The organism is Sediminibacillus sp. JSM 1682029, from assembly GCF_041366435.1.
In the GTDB taxonomy this organism is placed as follows: Bacteria; Bacillota; Bacilli; order Bacillales; family Amphibacillaceae; genus Sediminibacillus; species Sediminibacillus terrae.
In genome coordinates this window covers 167196-182617 of sequence record NZ_JBEWYY010000006.1, presented here as the reverse complement: position 1 = coordinate 182617, position 15422 = coordinate 167196, and the positions used below count along the sequence as shown (strand labels likewise).

At 49.5% G+C, this 15422-nt stretch carries 13 protein-coding genes; all 13 read left to right on the top strand.

The window, feature by feature from the left end:
• Positions 1–74 precede the first annotated feature (74 nt).
• The 13 genes from purE to ABVF09_RS12050 all read left to right on the top strand — a co-directional run bounded on the left by purE (position 75) and on the right by ABVF09_RS12050 (position 15414).
• Entirely contained in the window at positions 75–566 is a 492-nt protein-coding gene (gene purE / locus ABVF09_RS12110) for a 5-(carboxyamino)imidazole ribonucleotide mutase (protein ID WP_026569213.1), read from the top strand.
• Positions 553–1680 carry a 5-(carboxyamino)imidazole ribonucleotide synthase gene (gene purK, locus ABVF09_RS12105; RefSeq protein ID WP_371069292.1) on the top strand — a complete coding sequence of 376 codons (1128 nt, stop codon included), beginning with the start codon at positions 553–555 and terminating at the stop codon, positions 1678–1680. Before purE ends, purK begins: the two co-directional genes overlap by 14 nt.
• 62 nt (positions 1681–1742) lie before the next feature.
• On the top strand, positions 1743–3035 hold the full coding sequence (gene purB / locus ABVF09_RS12100; RefSeq protein ID WP_371069291.1) for an adenylosuccinate lyase: 1293 nt from the start codon (positions 1743–1745) through the stop codon (positions 3033–3035).
• Between the two features lie 61 nt (positions 3036–3096).
• The gene (gene purC / locus ABVF09_RS12095) at positions 3097–3810 is read left to right on the top strand and encodes a phosphoribosylaminoimidazolesuccinocarboxamide synthase (protein WP_371069338.1); all 714 of its coding nucleotides are present in this window, start codon (positions 3097–3099) and stop codon (positions 3808–3810) included.
• Positions 3807–4058 (top strand): phosphoribosylformylglycinamidine synthase subunit PurS, encoded by a 252-nt coding sequence (purS, locus tag ABVF09_RS12090; RefSeq protein WP_026770828.1) that lies wholly within the window; start codon positions 3807–3809, stop codon positions 4056–4058. Before purC ends, purS begins: the two co-directional genes overlap by 4 nt.
• Positions 4055–4738 (top strand): phosphoribosylformylglycinamidine synthase subunit PurQ, encoded by a 684-nt coding sequence (gene purQ / locus ABVF09_RS12085; RefSeq protein WP_371069290.1) that lies wholly within the window; start codon positions 4055–4057, stop codon positions 4736–4738. Before purS ends, purQ begins: the two co-directional genes overlap by 4 nt.
• A complete protein-coding gene (purL, locus tag ABVF09_RS12080; protein ID WP_371069289.1) occupies positions 4722–6947 on the top strand; it encodes a phosphoribosylformylglycinamidine synthase subunit PurL in 2226 nt (741 codons plus the stop codon). The genes purQ and purL overlap by 17 nt, the downstream gene beginning before the upstream one ends.
• A complete protein-coding gene (purF, locus tag ABVF09_RS12075; RefSeq protein WP_371069288.1) occupies positions 6923–8335 on the top strand; it encodes an amidophosphoribosyltransferase in 1413 nt (470 codons plus the stop codon). The genes purL and purF overlap by 25 nt, the downstream gene beginning before the upstream one ends.
• 35 nt (positions 8336–8370) lie before the next feature.
• A complete protein-coding gene (purM, locus tag ABVF09_RS12070) occupies positions 8371–9399 on the top strand; it encodes a phosphoribosylformylglycinamidine cyclo-ligase (protein ID WP_371069287.1) in 1029 nt (342 codons plus the stop codon).
• Positions 9392–9991 (top strand): phosphoribosylglycinamide formyltransferase, encoded by a 600-nt coding sequence (gene purN / locus ABVF09_RS12065; RefSeq protein ID WP_026770825.1) that lies wholly within the window; start codon positions 9392–9394, stop codon positions 9989–9991. The genes purM and purN overlap by 8 nt, the downstream gene beginning before the upstream one ends.
• Positions 9988–11520, top strand: coding sequence for a bifunctional phosphoribosylaminoimidazolecarboxamide formyltransferase/IMP cyclohydrolase (gene purH, locus ABVF09_RS12060; RefSeq protein ID WP_153464330.1), 1533 nt, complete (start codon positions 9988–9990; stop codon positions 11518–11520). Before purN ends, purH begins: the two co-directional genes overlap by 4 nt.
• A 74-nt stretch (positions 11521–11594) precedes the next feature.
• Positions 11595–12866, top strand: coding sequence for a phosphoribosylamine--glycine ligase (gene purD, locus ABVF09_RS12055; RefSeq protein WP_026770824.1), 1272 nt, complete (start codon positions 11595–11597; stop codon positions 12864–12866).
• Between the two features lie 805 nt (positions 12867–13671).
• On the top strand, positions 13672–15414 hold the full coding sequence (locus ABVF09_RS12050; protein WP_371069286.1) for an adenine deaminase C-terminal domain-containing protein: 1743 nt from the start codon (positions 13672–13674) through the stop codon (positions 15412–15414).
• Positions 15415–15422 lie beyond the last annotated feature (8 nt).

Below are 15422 nucleotides of genomic sequence, written 5' to 3'. Positions count from 1 at the left end.
AATGGGCATTTTCATTTTTACATTCGCTAAAGAGCCGGCGATACATAAAAAATAAGAAATGGGGAGAGTCTGCTATGGCAAAAGTAGGGGTTATCATGGGAAGTATTTCGGACTGGGAAACGATGGAGCACACTTGCAGCATGCTGGAAGAACTGGAGATCAGCTATGAGAAACAGGTCATTTCGGCCCATCGGACGCCGGATGACATGTTCGCCTATGCGGAATCCGCGAGGGAAAAAGGCTTGCGAGTCATCATTGCCGGTGCCGGCGGTGCTGCTCATCTTCCTGGCATGGTAGCGGCAAAAACCACCCTGCCGGTCATCGGCGTTCCGGTACAGACGAAGGCGTTAGACGGTATGGACTCTCTGTTGTCTATCGTGCAAATGCCCGGCGGTGTGCCAGTCGCCACTGTGGCAATTGGCAAAGCGGGCGCTAAAAATGCCGGACTGCTTGCCGCACAAATTATCGGCACTTTTGATGAACAAACTGCCGGCAGACTGGAAGCTTTTCAAGCAGAACAACGAAAACAAGTTGCGGAAATGAGGGATCAGCTTGCAGACAAATAACGTTTTACCTGGCAGCACGATCGGAATTTTGGGAGGCGGTCAGCTGGGAAGGATGATGGCTACGACAGCCAAACACATGGGATACAGGATTGCCATTCTGGATCCCACGCCAGATTGTCCGGCCGCTCAGGTGAGCGATCATCATATCGTCGCAGCCTATGACGACATGGAAGCCATCAAACAATTGGCGGAAATCAGTGACGTGGTGACGTACGAATTTGAAAACGTAGATTTAGATGCAGCGCGCTATCTGGAAAAGGAAAAGGTACTGCCTCAGGGAGCCGAATTGCTGCAGGTAACTCAGGATCGGGAAACGGAAAAACGCCGTTTGGTGGACAGCGGCCTGCAGGTGCCTGTTTTTGCAATCCTTGAGGATGAACGTAAATTGGCTGAAGCTGTGGCAAAAGTCGGATTGCCCTTCGTATTGAAGACCTGCCGCGGCGGTTATGACGGCAAAGGCCAGATGATAGCAAGGACGGAAGAGGATCTGGCAGAGGCAGCACAGTTCATCTTGGATAGCGGCCGTTGCATCCTGGAAGAATGGATTCCTTTCGAAAAAGAAATCTCGGTCGTTTTCACACGCTCGATAACAGGGGAAATCACCTTTTTTCCTGTTGCGGAAAACGAGCACAAAAACCATATTCTCCATAAAACGATAGCCCCGGCGACGGTGTCGGAGACAGTTCGTGACAAAGCGCTGGTTGCTGCACGTACTGCTGCTGAAAGTCTTTCTGTCGTGGGCACATTTGCAATCGAAATGTTCGTTGCAGGAGAGCAGGTGCTGATCAATGAAATGGCGCCGAGACCGCACAATTCGGGTCATTATACAATCGAAGCGTGCAACGTGTCGCAGTTCGAACAGCATGTCCGTGCGGTTTGCGGTTTACCGCTTGTACCGGTGTTTTTTCACGGAGCAGCGGTCATGATGAACCTGCTTGGCGATGAAATGACAGCCTGTCTTGACAACATGGACTCCTTCGCTGATGGACACCTGCATATTTATGGAAAAAAAGGTGTCAAGCCGAACCGGAAAATGGGGCACGTCACGTTTGTCGGCAGGCACTTGGAAGAATTAGTGAACAAGCTGGAAGAAGGAACAGTGATTCGTCAGTAGGATTTGACGAATACTAAACATATTAGCCAGTCACGGCATCGTGAACATTCAGGAGGTAGCTTATGATTAATCGATATACAAGAGAAGAAATGGGAGCAATTTGGACTGATGAAAATAAATACAAGGCATGGCTGGAAGTGGAAATTCTCGCCTGCGAGGCTTGGAGCGAGCTTGGTGTCATTCCGAAACAGGATGTGGAAAAGCTGAGGGCCGACGCTTCTTTCGATGTCAAACGGATTTTGGAAATCGAACAGGAAACACGCCATGATGTGGTTGCCTTTACAAGAGCCGTATCTGAATCGCTGGGGGAAGAACGTAAATGGGTCCATTACGGTCTGACTTCTACCGACGTTGTCGATACCGCCTTATCGTATTTGTTGAAACAGGCCAATGACATTTTACGCAGTGACATTCAGCGGTTCATCGATATTTTGGCAGCCAAAGCCCAGGAACATAAACATACAGTCATGATGGGACGCACACATGGTGTCCATGCCGAACCGACAACATTCGGATTGAAAATGGCGCTTTGGCACGAAGAGATGAAACGGAACTTGGAGCGATTCGATGCTGCGGCGAAGACAATCGAGACCGGAAAGCTTTCCGGTGCTGTCGGTACTTATGCCAACATTGATCCGTTTGTGGAAAAATACGTGTGTGAAAAACTAGGACTCACTCCTGCACCTGTATCAACCCAGACTTTGCAGCGTGATCGGCATGCGCATTATGTATCGACACTATCGTTGGTGGCCACTTCGATTGAAAAGTTTGCCGTGGAAATCCGCAACCTGCAAAAAACCGAAACACGCGAGGTAGAGGAATTTTTCGCGAAAGGGCAAAAAGGTTCCTCGGCGATGCCGCATAAACGTAACCCGATCGGTTCGGAAAACATGACCGGTATGGCCCGTGTGCTGCGCGGGCATATGGTGACAGCATACGAGAACGTTGCACTTTGGCATGAACGGGATATTTCCCACTCATCAGCTGAGCGGATTATCCTTCCGGACGCCACGATAGCCTTGGATTACATGCTGAACCGTTTTGCGAACATAGTCAAAAACCTGACAGTATTCCCGGAAAACATGAAGGCCAACATCGATAAAACCTATGGCGTTATTTTTTCCCAAAGAGTGCTGCTGACGTTGATCGATAAAGGCATGAGTCGTGAGGAAGCGTATGATCTGGTCCAGTCAAATGCGATGAAGGCTTGGGAAAAAGGCATTCCGTTCCGCAGCCTGGTGGAACAGGAATCCAAAATCACCAGCTTGTTGACTGAAGGAGAAATAGCCGATTGTTTCGACTATACGTATCATTTGAAAAATGTGGATGGTATTTTTGAACGTATCGGACTTTAAGCTGTAGAGGCACAGGAAACTGCAATCCAAACAACCAAAAGGAATGGATGGGGTGACGCAATTGAAGGGCGAGCTATTGTATGAAGGCAAAGCGAAGCAAGTATTTCAAGCAGAAGGCAATATCGATCAGTTGGTACTATCTTACAAAAATGATGCAACCGCCTTTAACGGCGAAAAAAAGGCGGTTTTTTCAGGAAAAGGCAAGTACAATAATTTGATATCGGCAAAGGTTTTTGCCTATTTGCGTGACAAAGGTGTGGCAAGTCATTTTGTACGCAGCCTGAACGATACAGAACAGCTCGTGGTAAAAACAGACATCATCCCAATCGAAGTGGTTGTACGGAACCTTGCAGCCGGCAGCATCACCCGCCGGCTAGGCATAGAAGAAAAGACGAAGCTTACACCTCCGTTGGTGGAGTTGTTTTATAAAAATGATGAACTCGGCGATCCGCTTATCAATGATGAACACGCATTGCTGCTGGCGGATGTCCAGTCGGAAGAACTGGAAGCAATCAAAGCAATGGCCTTGGAAGTGAATCAACATCTGCAGGCATTCTTTGAATCTATCAATCTGACACTGGCGGATTTCAAGCTGGAGTTCGGCAGAAATATGTCCGGCGACATCCTTCTCTCTGATGAGGTATCGCCGGATACATGCCGGCTTTGGGATAAAGACAGCGGCGCTAAGATGGATAAGGATGTATTCCGGGAAGATTTGGGCGACCTTTTGCACGTATATGATTCGATTCTTCAACGACTGGAGGCGGTAGTATGAAAACAGTGAAAATCTTCATTACTTTAAAGCAGGGTGTCTTGGACCCTCAAGGGAAAGCAGTTCAGGAGTCGTTGCACAAGCTGGGCTTTCCGGAGGTAAAAGGTGCAAGGGTTGGAAAATACATGGAGCTGCAGCTCGATTCCCAGAGGGACATCGATCGGCAAATCGAGGAGATGTGCTCCAAACTGCTTGCCAATCCAGTTATTGAAGATTATCAGTACACGATCGAGGAGGGAGCTGTCCAGTGAAATTCGCGGTGATCGTTTTCCCAGGCTCGAACTGTGACAGAGACATGTATCATGCAGTGAAGGATTCACTTGGCGAAGAAGCGGAACTTGTTTGGTACGAGAATGCCGATTTGTCCGGATTTGACGCCATTTTGCTTCCCGGCGGATTCTCATATGGAGATTACCTGCGATCCGGCGCGATTGCAGCGACCTCCACTATCGTCAACCAAATCAAACAAAAGGCTTCCGAGGGTACACCGGTTCTAGGGGTGTGTAACGGATTTCAAGTTCTTCTGGAATCAGGCCTTTTACCCGGCGCCATGCTCAGGAACAAAAAGTTGAAGTTCATGTGCCGTCAGGAAGAATTGGTGGTCGAAAACAATCAAACCCAGTTCACCACTTCCTATGGGGAAAAGGAAGCAATCATTCTTCCGATTGCCCACGGGGAAGGCAATTATTACTGTGACGAGGGAGTACTCGCCGACTTGGAGGCGAACCGGCAAATCGTTTTCCGCTACGCTGACAATCCGAACGGTTCTGTCGGGGACATAGCCGGAATCATCAATAAACAAGGAAATGTACTCGGCATGATGCCCCACCCAGAACGAGCAACAGAATCGGTGTTGGGAAGTGCTGATGGCTTGAAGCTGTTTGAATCGGTCGTAAACCATTGGAGGGAAGCATATGTTGCAGGTGTCTGAAATCAGCCCGAAAGTGATTGAAAAAGATTTGATCTATAAAGAGATGGGGCTCACCGATGCGGAATACCAGCACATCAAAAAGGTGTTGAACAGGCGGCCCAACTTCACTGAGACAGGTATATTTTCGGTCATGTGGTCGGAGCACTGCAGCTACAAAACCTCGAAGCCTCTGTTGAAAAAGTTCCCGACGAAGGCCCCTCATGTATTGCAGGGACCGGGGGAAGGAGCGGGAATCATCGATATCGGCGATGGCCAGGCGGCTGTGTTCAAAATCGAGAGCCACAACCACCCATCAGCTGTCGAACCTTATCAGGGGGCTGCCACCGGTGTCGGCGGCATCATCCGCGACGTTTTTTCGATGGGAGCACGGCCGGTCGCCTTGCTCAACTCGCTGCGTTTCGGCAGTCTTGCCTCTGAACGGGTCAAGTATTTGTTTGAAGAAGTCGTCAATGGAATCGCCGGTTATGGCAACTGTGTCGGCGTGCCGACAGTCGGCGGTGAAGTACAGTTCGACAATTGTTATGAAGGAAATCCGCTCGTCAATGCAATGTGTGTAGGATTGATCGACCAGAAGGATATTCAAAAAGGAATTGCTGCCGGAAACGGCAATACCGTTTTGTATGCTGGAGCGCCAACAGGGCGGGACGGCATTCACGGGGCCACTTTTGCATCGGAAGATTTGTCGGAAGAATCCGAAAGTAAGCGTCCTTCAGTCCAGGTCGGTGATCCATTTATGGAAAAGCTGTTGATCGAAGCCTGCCTGGAAGCGATTCATTGCGAATCATTGGTCGGCATGCAGGATATGGGGGCAGCCGGATTGACTTCATCCGCAAGCGAAATGGCCAGCAAGGCCGGGATGGGGATGGAAATGGACCTAGACCTGGTACCACAGCGCGAATTGGAGATGACCCCATATGAATTGATGCTGTCCGAATCGCAGGAACGGATGTTGATGGTGGTGAAGAAAGGCGAAGAGCAGGAAATCATCGATGTCTTTCAAAAGTATGGACTTGAAGCTGTTGCAGTCGGACGGGTGACGGATGACAAGCAATTCCGTTTGCTGCACAAAGGCGAGGTGGTTACGGATATCCCCGTAGATTCCCTAGCGGAGGATGCGCCGGTCTATCATAAACCTTCCGAAGAACCTGCTTACTTTAAAGCGTATCAGCAAGTCGATTACTACCCAGACGGTGTCCATAACTATACAGAAACGCTCAAGACACTGCTGCAGCAGCCGACCATCGCCAACAAGGAATGGGTGTATGATCAATATGATTCGATGGTACAGACAAATACAGTAGTCATGCCAGGCTCTGATGCGGCAGTGATCAGAGTGAAAGGGACTGACAAGGCCCTTGCCATCACCACGGACTGCAATTCTCGTTACATCTATTTGGATCCGGAAACCGGCGGGAAAATCGCAGTGGCGGAAGCAGCCCGGAATATCGTCTGCTCAGGCGGAAAACCGCTCGCTTTGACCGACGGGCTCAACTTTGGAAATCCGGACAAACCGGAGAACTTCTGGCAGATGGAAAAGAGTGTCGATGGCATGAGTGCAGCCAGTCTTGCTTTGAACACGCCGGTTATCAGCGGCAATGTATCGCTATATAACGAAACGAATGGCCAGGCGATTTTTCCGACCCCTGTTGTCGGAATGGTCGGCTTATTGGACTCACTGAATCATGTGACGCCATCTTTCTTCCAGAAGGCGGGAGACGCGATTTACGTAATCGGTGAAGCGAAAGCGGAGTTTGGCGGAAGCGAACTGCAAAATGTCTTGGAAAACAAATACTTCGGCAAAGCCCCTGCAATTGATTTGGAACTGGAAATGAAACGACAGACTCAATTACTAGAGGCGATTCAGGACGGTACCGTTGTTTCTGCCCATGATTTGGCGGAAGGAGGACTTGCGGTGGCCCTGGCTGAGAGTTGTTTTGCCGGCCAGGCCGGTCTGGACGTATCGTTGGAAGGGGATGCTGTGACCGAATTGTTCAGCGAAACGCAATCCCGTTTCCTCGTATCTGTAAGCCAGGAGAATCAACAGGCATTTGAACAGATTGTGGAAGATGCCATTCAAATCGGTGTCGTCACAGACGATGGACAGTATCGCATACGGATAAATGGTGAAACAAGAATCAATCAAGCGGCAGAAGATCTGAAAGCACTTTGGAAAGGGGCCATACCATGCTTGCTGAAATCAAAGGCTTAAATGAAGAGTGCGGCGTATTTGGAATTTGGGGTCATGAAAAAGCGGCTGAGGTTGCCTACTACGGGCTCCACGCATTGCAGCACCGTGGCCAGGAAGGAGCGGGGATTGTGACCAGTGATGGAGAATCCCTTCATCTTCATAAAGGAAACGGTCTGATCAATGAAGTGTTCCAACAGGACGAATTTTCCCGGCTGAGGGGGAACGCTGCTCTGGGCCATGTCCGCTATGCGACGCAGGGGGGCGGCGGCTACGAAAATGTTCAGCCGCTCGTGTTCCGGTCGCAAAAGGAAAGCATGGCGCTTGCCCACAATGGCAATCTGGTGAATGCGTATGCCTTGAAGCATCAGCTCGAAGCCCAAGGAAGCATTCTGCAGACGACTTCCGATACCGAAGTGCTGGCCCATTTAATCAAGCGGAGCGGCCACCTGCGGATGGAGGAAGCCATCATTCAAGCGCTTAGTATGATCAAAGGTGCTTATGCCTTTTCTATCCTGACCGAAAACAAGCTGTACGTAGCTTTGGATCCGCGCGGCTTGCGGCCGTTGTCGTTGGGCATGCTCGGCGGTGCTTACGTTGTGTCTTCCGAAACCTGTGCCTTTGATGTGATCGGTGCTTCTTACTTGCGGGAGATTAAGCCGGGCGAGCTGTTGATCATCGATGATCACGGGGTGAGTTCCAGTACATTCGCTTCTCCGTTAAATCGTACGCTTTGTTCAATGGAATATGTTTACTTTTCCCGCCCGGACAGTGACTTGAACGGAAAAAACGTCCATGCTTCCCGCAAAACGATGGGAAAGGAGCTGGCCAAGGAAGCTCCTGTGGAAGCTGATGTGGTGACCGGTGTTCCCGATTCCAGTATTTCTGCCGCCATCGGCTATTCGGAAGCATCTGGCATTCCGTATGAGCTCGGATTGATCAAAAACCGCTATGTCGGCCGGACTTTCATCCAGCCCTCCCAAGAGCTGCGGGAACAGGGTGTTAAAATGAAGCTTTCCGCCGTCAGGGGAATCGTGGACGGTAAACGGGTAGTCATGGTCGATGATTCGATTGTCCGCGGTACGACTAGTAAACGGATTGTCCGAATGTTGAAGGAAGCAGGTGCAACAGAAGTCCATGTCCGGATTGCTTCGCCTCCGATCGAGAACCCTTGCTATTACGGGATTGATACCTCGACAAAAGGTGAATTGATCGCCTCTTCCCACAGTGTCGAAGAAATCAGGGAACTGATCGGTGCCGACAGCCTTTCCTATTTGACGACAGAAGGATTGGAAAATGCGATTGTGGCAGGCGAGAATTCGGCCGAATATGGTATCTGCAATGCCTGCTTCACCGGAAACTATCCGACTGAAATATATCCTGAAACAGCACTTCCGGCCACAAAGGCATAGTGCCGTGGTCCGGCTGGCAGAAAAGGAGCGTTCATATGAGTGAAGCTTATAAACAAGCAGGCGTGGATGTGGAAGCTGGATACCGCGCAGTAGAGTTGATGAAAAAACATATTGCCAAAACCGATCGGAAAGAAGTGCTCGGCGGTGTCGGGGCTTTTGCCGGATTGTTCGAGCTCGGTTCATTTTCTTATGAGGAGCCTGTCCTTGTCTCAGGTACGGATGGGGTCGGGACCAAATTGAAGCTGGCTTTTGAAATGGATAAGCACGACAGCGTAGGGATTGACCTTGTAGCCATGTGTGTCAACGACATTGTCGCACAAGGTGCAGATCCGTTGTTTTTTCTTGATTATATTGCGTGCAGCAAAAATGAACCGGAAAAAATCGAGCAAATCGTCAAAGGGATCTCGGAAGGCTGCGTAGTTGGAGGCTGTGCGTTGATCGGCGGAGAAACAGCAGAGATGCCGGGGATATATCAAAATGGTGAGTATGATTTAGCCGGATTTGTCGTGGGCATCGCCGAAAAAACCAAAATCATCAATGGCAGTGACATCCAGCCTGGCGACGCGGTTATCGGAATTGCTTCCAGTGGCGTGCATTCCAACGGCTTTTCCCTCGTGCGCAAAATTGTAGAAGAACATCAACTCGATTTGAATAAAATCTATGAACCGTTGGATCGGACGCTGGGTGAAACCTTGCTGACGCCGACGAAGATTTATGCGAAGGCTGTTCAGTCCCTTAGCCGCCAAATCACGGTAAAAGGGATTTCCCATGTCACTGGCGGCGGTTTTTACGAAAACCTTCCGCGTGCATACCCGGAACATCTCGGTGTAACCATCGAAACCGGATCGTGGTCGGTTCCGCCAGTGTATGAGGTGCTTCAAAAACATAGTGGTCTTTCATTTCAAGACATGCTCGGCGTATTCAACATGGGGGTCGGAATGGCAGTCATCGTCCCTGAAGAAGAAGCTGCAGCTGCCATCACCCTGCTGGAACAACAAGGAGAAGCGGCTTTCCGTATTGGGAAAGTGACTAATGAGCAGGGAGTGAACCTTCGTCATGCATGACAAACAACGGCTGGCTGTATTTGCTTCCGGAACCGGCAGCAACTTTGCTGCAATAGCTGATGCAATCGACCAAGGGAGACTGGATGGAGAAATCGTTTTGTTGGTTTGCGATAATTCTGAGGCTAAGGTTATCGAAAAAGCCAGGGACCGTCAAATTCCCGTATTTGTTTTTCAACCTAAAACCTACACTTCAAAAGTGGATTATGAACGGGATATATTGCAAGAACTGAACGATTGCCAGGCAGAATGGTTGATCTTGGCCGGTTATATGCGGCTGGTCGGCGATACCCTGCTCGACCCTTTCGAAGGGCGTATCGTCAACATCCATCCCTCCTTGTTACCTGCCTTTCCAGGTAAGGATGCAATCGGACAAGCGTTTTTGGCAGGGGTCAAGGTGACTGGGGTAACGGTGCATTTTGTCGATGAAGGGATGGACACAGGGACAATCATCGATCAGGAAGCTATCAGGATCCAACCCGAGGATGACCAGGACACCTTGCAGGCAAACATCCAGGAAATCGAACACCGGCTTTTTCCCAAGACTATCCAGGCACTCATTCAGACGAAAAAGAGAGAGGAGATTAAATCATGAAGAAGCGCGCATTATTAAGTGTTTCAGATAAAAGCAATGTAGTTGATTTTGCGAAAGGGCTGGACCGGCTGGGCTATGAGCTGGTATCTACGGGAGGAACCCTGAGAAACCTGCAGGAGGCTGGACTTTCGGCTATTCCGGTTTCGGATGTAACCAAATTCGATGAAATTCTGGACGGCAGAGTCAAAACGCTGCACCCGAATATTCACGGCGGGTTGCTGGCAAAACGCGATGAAGGCGGACATCTGAAGCAGCTTGAGGAGCGGGGGATCGATCCGATCGATATCGTAGTCGTCAATCTTTATCCATTTAAACAAACGATTGATCAACCCGGAGTCACCGAAGCGACTGCAATTGAAAACATCGATATCGGCGGTCCGACCATGCTGCGGGCAGCGGCAAAAAATTTCCGGGATGTCACCGTGGTGGTAGATCCTGATGATTATCAGCAGGTGTTGGAAAAGTTGGAACATGGCGGACTCCAAGAGGAAGACCGTAAACGCTTAGCGGCCAAGGTTTTCCGTCATACTGCCAATTATGATGCCTTGATCGCAGGGTATTTTTCCGAAATTACTGAGGAGACGGCTCCGGAAACTTATACTGTTACATATGAAAAAGTACAATCGCTGCGCTATGGAGAGAATCCTCATCAGCATGCAGCATTTTATCGACAGCCGAATGGAAAGGGAGCGTCGATTGCCAATGCGGAACAACTGCACGGAAAAGAGTTGTCCTATAATAACATTCAGGACGCCAATGCGGCACTGGAAATGGTCCTGGAATACGAGGGAGCCGCAGCCGTAGCCGTCAAACATATGAATCCGTGCGGAATTGGGATCGGAGAAACGATCGGATCTGCCTTCCGCAAGGCCTATAAGGCAGACCCTGTATCTATTTTTGGCGGCATTGTCGCACTGAACCGCGAAGTAGATGCAGCTACTGCAGAACAGCTGAAGGAGATTTTTCTGGAAATCGTCATTGCTCCTTCCTTCTCGGAAGAGGCGATGGAGTTGTTGACAGGGAAGAAAAATATCCGTCTATTGAAAATTCCGATGGAGAACCCGGGCCCTAACCGGCAAAAAGTCGTAAGCGTAACCGGCGGTCTGCTTGTGCAGGACATCGATAGCGGCCAAGTGACCGAACAGGAATTGACCGTGGCGACGAGCAGAAAACCCAACGAAGAAGAAATGAAAGACCTGTTGTTTGCTTGGAAGGCAGTAAAACACGTGAAATCAAATGCCATCGTGATTGCCAATCAAGACCAGACCCTGGGAGTCGGTGCCGGGCAAATGAATCGTGTAGGCGCTGCAAAAATCGCGCTCGAACAAGCGGGAGAACGAGCAAAAGGAGCTGTGATGGCTTCCGATGCCTTTTTCCCGATGCCCGATACGGTAGAGACAGCTGCCAAAGCAGGAATCACCGCGATTATCCAGCCAGGTGGTTCCAAGCGGGACGAAGACTCTATCAAAGCTTGTGACGAACATGGTATCGCCATGGTATTCACCGGCATGAGGCATTTCAAGCATTAACAGGAAGGAAAAGCGGAACCTGGCAAAGTGGGTTCCGCTGCTTTTGATTCAGACCAGTACAGGGGAGGGGTTCGATGAACGTATTAGTAATTGGCAGCGGAGGACGGGAACATAGCATGGTAAAAAAGCTCAAGGAAAGCAGGCTTGTCGATAAACTGTATGCTGCACCGGGGAACGGCGGAATCAGCCGGGATGCGCATTGCGTATCAATAAAGGATGGGCAAATCGAAGAGCTTGCTTCATTTGCAAAAGAAGCAGCCATCGACTGGACCATCGTCGGTCCGGAAAACCCGCTGGCTGCCGGGATTGTCGACACTTTTGAGAAAGAACAGCTGCAAATTTTCGGTCCAGCACAGGAAGCGGCAGTCATTGAAGGAAGCAAGGATTTTGCCAAAGGATTCATGCATGACTATGGAATTCCGACTGCTGCCTATCAAACCTTTACGGATGCTGAAAAAGCAAAGGCTTATATCCGTGCTCAAGGTGCTCCGATTGTTATCAAAGCGGACGGACTTGCAGCCGGTAAAGGGGTGGTAGTGGCTGAGACACTTGAACAGGCGCTTACTGCTGTTGATCAGATGCTGATTGAGAACGAATTCGGAAATGCGGGAAGCAGAATTGTCGTCGAAGAATTTCTAGAGGGAAAAGAATTTTCTCTTATGGCTTTTGTGAATGGCAGCCAGGTCTATCCGATGATACCTGCCCGGGACCATAAGCGGGCCCATGAAGGAGATAGGGGACCGAATACCGGCGGAATGGGTGCCTATGCACCAGTTCCGGACTTGGCTGATGCGGTTGTCGAGTCAGCTATCTCTGATATTCTGAAGCCTGCCGCCGCCGGAATGGTCGCAGAAAACCGGTCATTTACCGGTGTACTCTACGCAGGTTTGATTGAAACTTCTGAAGGTCCCAAAGTGATTGAATTCAATGCCCGGATGGGTGATCCGGAAACCCAGGTCGTGCTCCCGTTGCTGGAGAATGACTTGCTGCAGGTCATCATCGATGTGAAAGCAGGAAGGGACCCGCGGCTTACTTGGAAGGAAGCTGCGTGCATCGGGACAGTGGTTGCTTCTGCCGGTTACCCTGGTCCTTATAAAAAAGCGAAGCTGCTTCCTGCTCTGGATGGAGCGGAGAAAGAAGACTGTTTTGTGATCCATGCCGGAACGAAACGGGAGGGAGAGCAATATGCTTCCACAGGCGGCCGTGTCCTGCTGGCTGGTTCGTTGCAAAAAAGTCAGAAGGCTGCACAGGAGGCGGTTTACTCCTTTCTGAAAAGGTTTGATGGCAATGAGAACTTTTTTTATCGACGGGACATCGGATTTGCCGACAAAACGGATAAAGTATAAAAGGGCAGCCCGCAGCTGCCCTTTTTCCATGCCTACACTAGCTTGATGATTTTTCCGATATTAAGAGAAGATGTTTATCTATGTGTTACCTTTGCGGAAAACATATAAACTACGACATAGTTTGGATGCGTCTTCCAGACTTCTTACTATTGTTGAGTTGGAATTCGACGCTGCGAAAATACCTTGCGCTTTCCGCGGGCGGCTGGTGAGCTTCCTCGAGCTAACGCTCTGCGGGATCTCACCGAGACCTTTCCTCCCGCAGGAGTCTACAGGTATTTCCTCCGCTGGTAGGCATTTTCTGAATTTTGGTTAGTGATACGAACATGTTAGACCTATTTTAGTACTTCTTCACCTTTTGATCAGAAATCTATCTTAAGCTGCGGAAAATGCGACACTCCTGGGGGAAGAGCAGCTTCCGAAGACCCCGCAGGGAGTGCACTATGCTCACGAGGAGGCTGAGGTGCTGCCCCCGGAAAGGGAGTGTTTTCCGCAGCGCCGGGTTTACACGCAACTTAATTAGACCGAGCGAGAGCCTTATAAAAAGAAATTCAAACTATGTCGCAGTTTCTATCAACTGTGAAAAGCTAGGCTTCAGGTTTCGACTAAGGATTAAACGGCTCCCCTGCTTATAGGAATAAAGGACGGTTTCATATTGGACCTGCTATCATCATAATAATCAAGACTTTCGTGAATAGAATGATAGTAAAAATATGAAGATTTTGTTATATTATCTTCCAAATGCTTATCTTTGGTTTACACCATGTGTTACGATAGAAAAAACAATCAGAGAATAGGAGAGTTTGCCATGAATGAGCATCGCTATCGCTGGAGAAACAAGCAACTGCGCGAACACGTTTCCGTTATCGACGGCCTGCTTGCACCGACATTGCTTTTGAAGAATGTCGTTTACTTAAATGTATTCCTGAAAAAATGGATTAAAGCGAATATATGGGTGTATCAAGACCGCATCGTTTACGTCGGAGACCGCCTGCCCAAAAACACGAATGGCACAGAAATAACCGACTGCGACGGAAAGTATGCTGTACCTGGATACATAGAGCCGCATGCACATCCTTTCCAATTATACAATCCGCATCAGCTCAGTGAATATGTTGCCCAAACCGGCACCACGACATTGATGAACGACAACCTTATCTGGCTATATTTATTAGAAATTAAGAAAGCGTTTACACTATTGGATGATTTTATGGATTTACCCGTGTCGATGTACTGGTGGGCAAGATTCGATTCCCAATCTTCGTTACAAGGTGAATTGAGTGTATTCAGCAATGCCCAGGTCATATCCTGGCTCGAACATGAAGCCGTTGTGCAGGGCGGGGAACTGACTTCTTGGCCCCAGGTCCTGGAAGACGACGACCGGATTTTGTACTGGATGCAGGAATCGAAACGTCTGGGGAAACCGATCGAAGGCCATTTCCCGGGCGCTTCAGAACATACATTGATCAAAATGAAACTGCTCGGTGCCAGTGCCGACCACGAATCCATGACCGGGCAGGAGGTATTGGACCGCTTGCAAGCAGGGTATCAGGCAGGATTGCGGTATTCCTCGATCCGGCCGGATTTACCGAAGATCCTGGAGGAAATTCAACAACTTGGGCTCGACCAATACGACCAGCTTACCATGACCACGGACGGGTCCACCTCTTCTTTTTATGAAAAAGGCATGATGAACCAATGTGTCCGCATAGCCTTGGAACAAGGGGTCCCTGTAGAAGATGCTTATATGATGGCCAGTTATAATGCCGCCAGGCACTTCAATATGCGAGACAGACTGGGGAGCATAGCCCCGGGGCAGGTAGCGCATATCAACCTGCTCGAAGCAAAAGACAATCCGGACCCTGTCTCGGTAATTGCCAAGGGCCAATGGATGAAACGGAATGGCAGTCAAGTATCACGTGACCGTACCATCGATTGGAAGGAGTACGGCATCGGACCACTGGAACTGGACTGGGAGTTGGAAGATGGCGACTTGCAATTTTCGATTCCAATCGGCCTGGAGATGATCAATGATGTCATCATCAAACCCGTTGCCTTGACATTGGATGTCACTGTGGATGAAATCGAGGAAAAGTATGACGAAGCGTTTCTGATGCTGGCAAGCCGCAAGGGGGAATGGCGGGTCAACACGGTTATCAAAGGGTTCACCAACAAGCTTGGGGGCATGGTCAGTTCTTATTCCAACACTGGAGATATCGTGTTGATCGGAAAGAACAAACAAGATTTGATGCTGGCTTTCCGACGCATGAAAGAAATCGGCGGCGGAATCGTACTGGCTCACCAAGGCGAAATCATTTACGAGATGCCGCTGCCTTTGGCGGGGATGATGTTTGCCGGTAAAATGGAAGACCTGATCGAGAAGGAAAGAGAACTGAAATCGATTCTGAAGGCATTTGGCTACCGGTACGAAGATCCGGTGTATAATCTGTTGTTTTTGTCATCGACCCATTTGCCGTTTATCCGGATAACCCCGAAAGGAATCATCGATGTGAAAAAGAAGGAGGTTCTTTTTCCGGCAATCATGCGGTAAAATAGAGG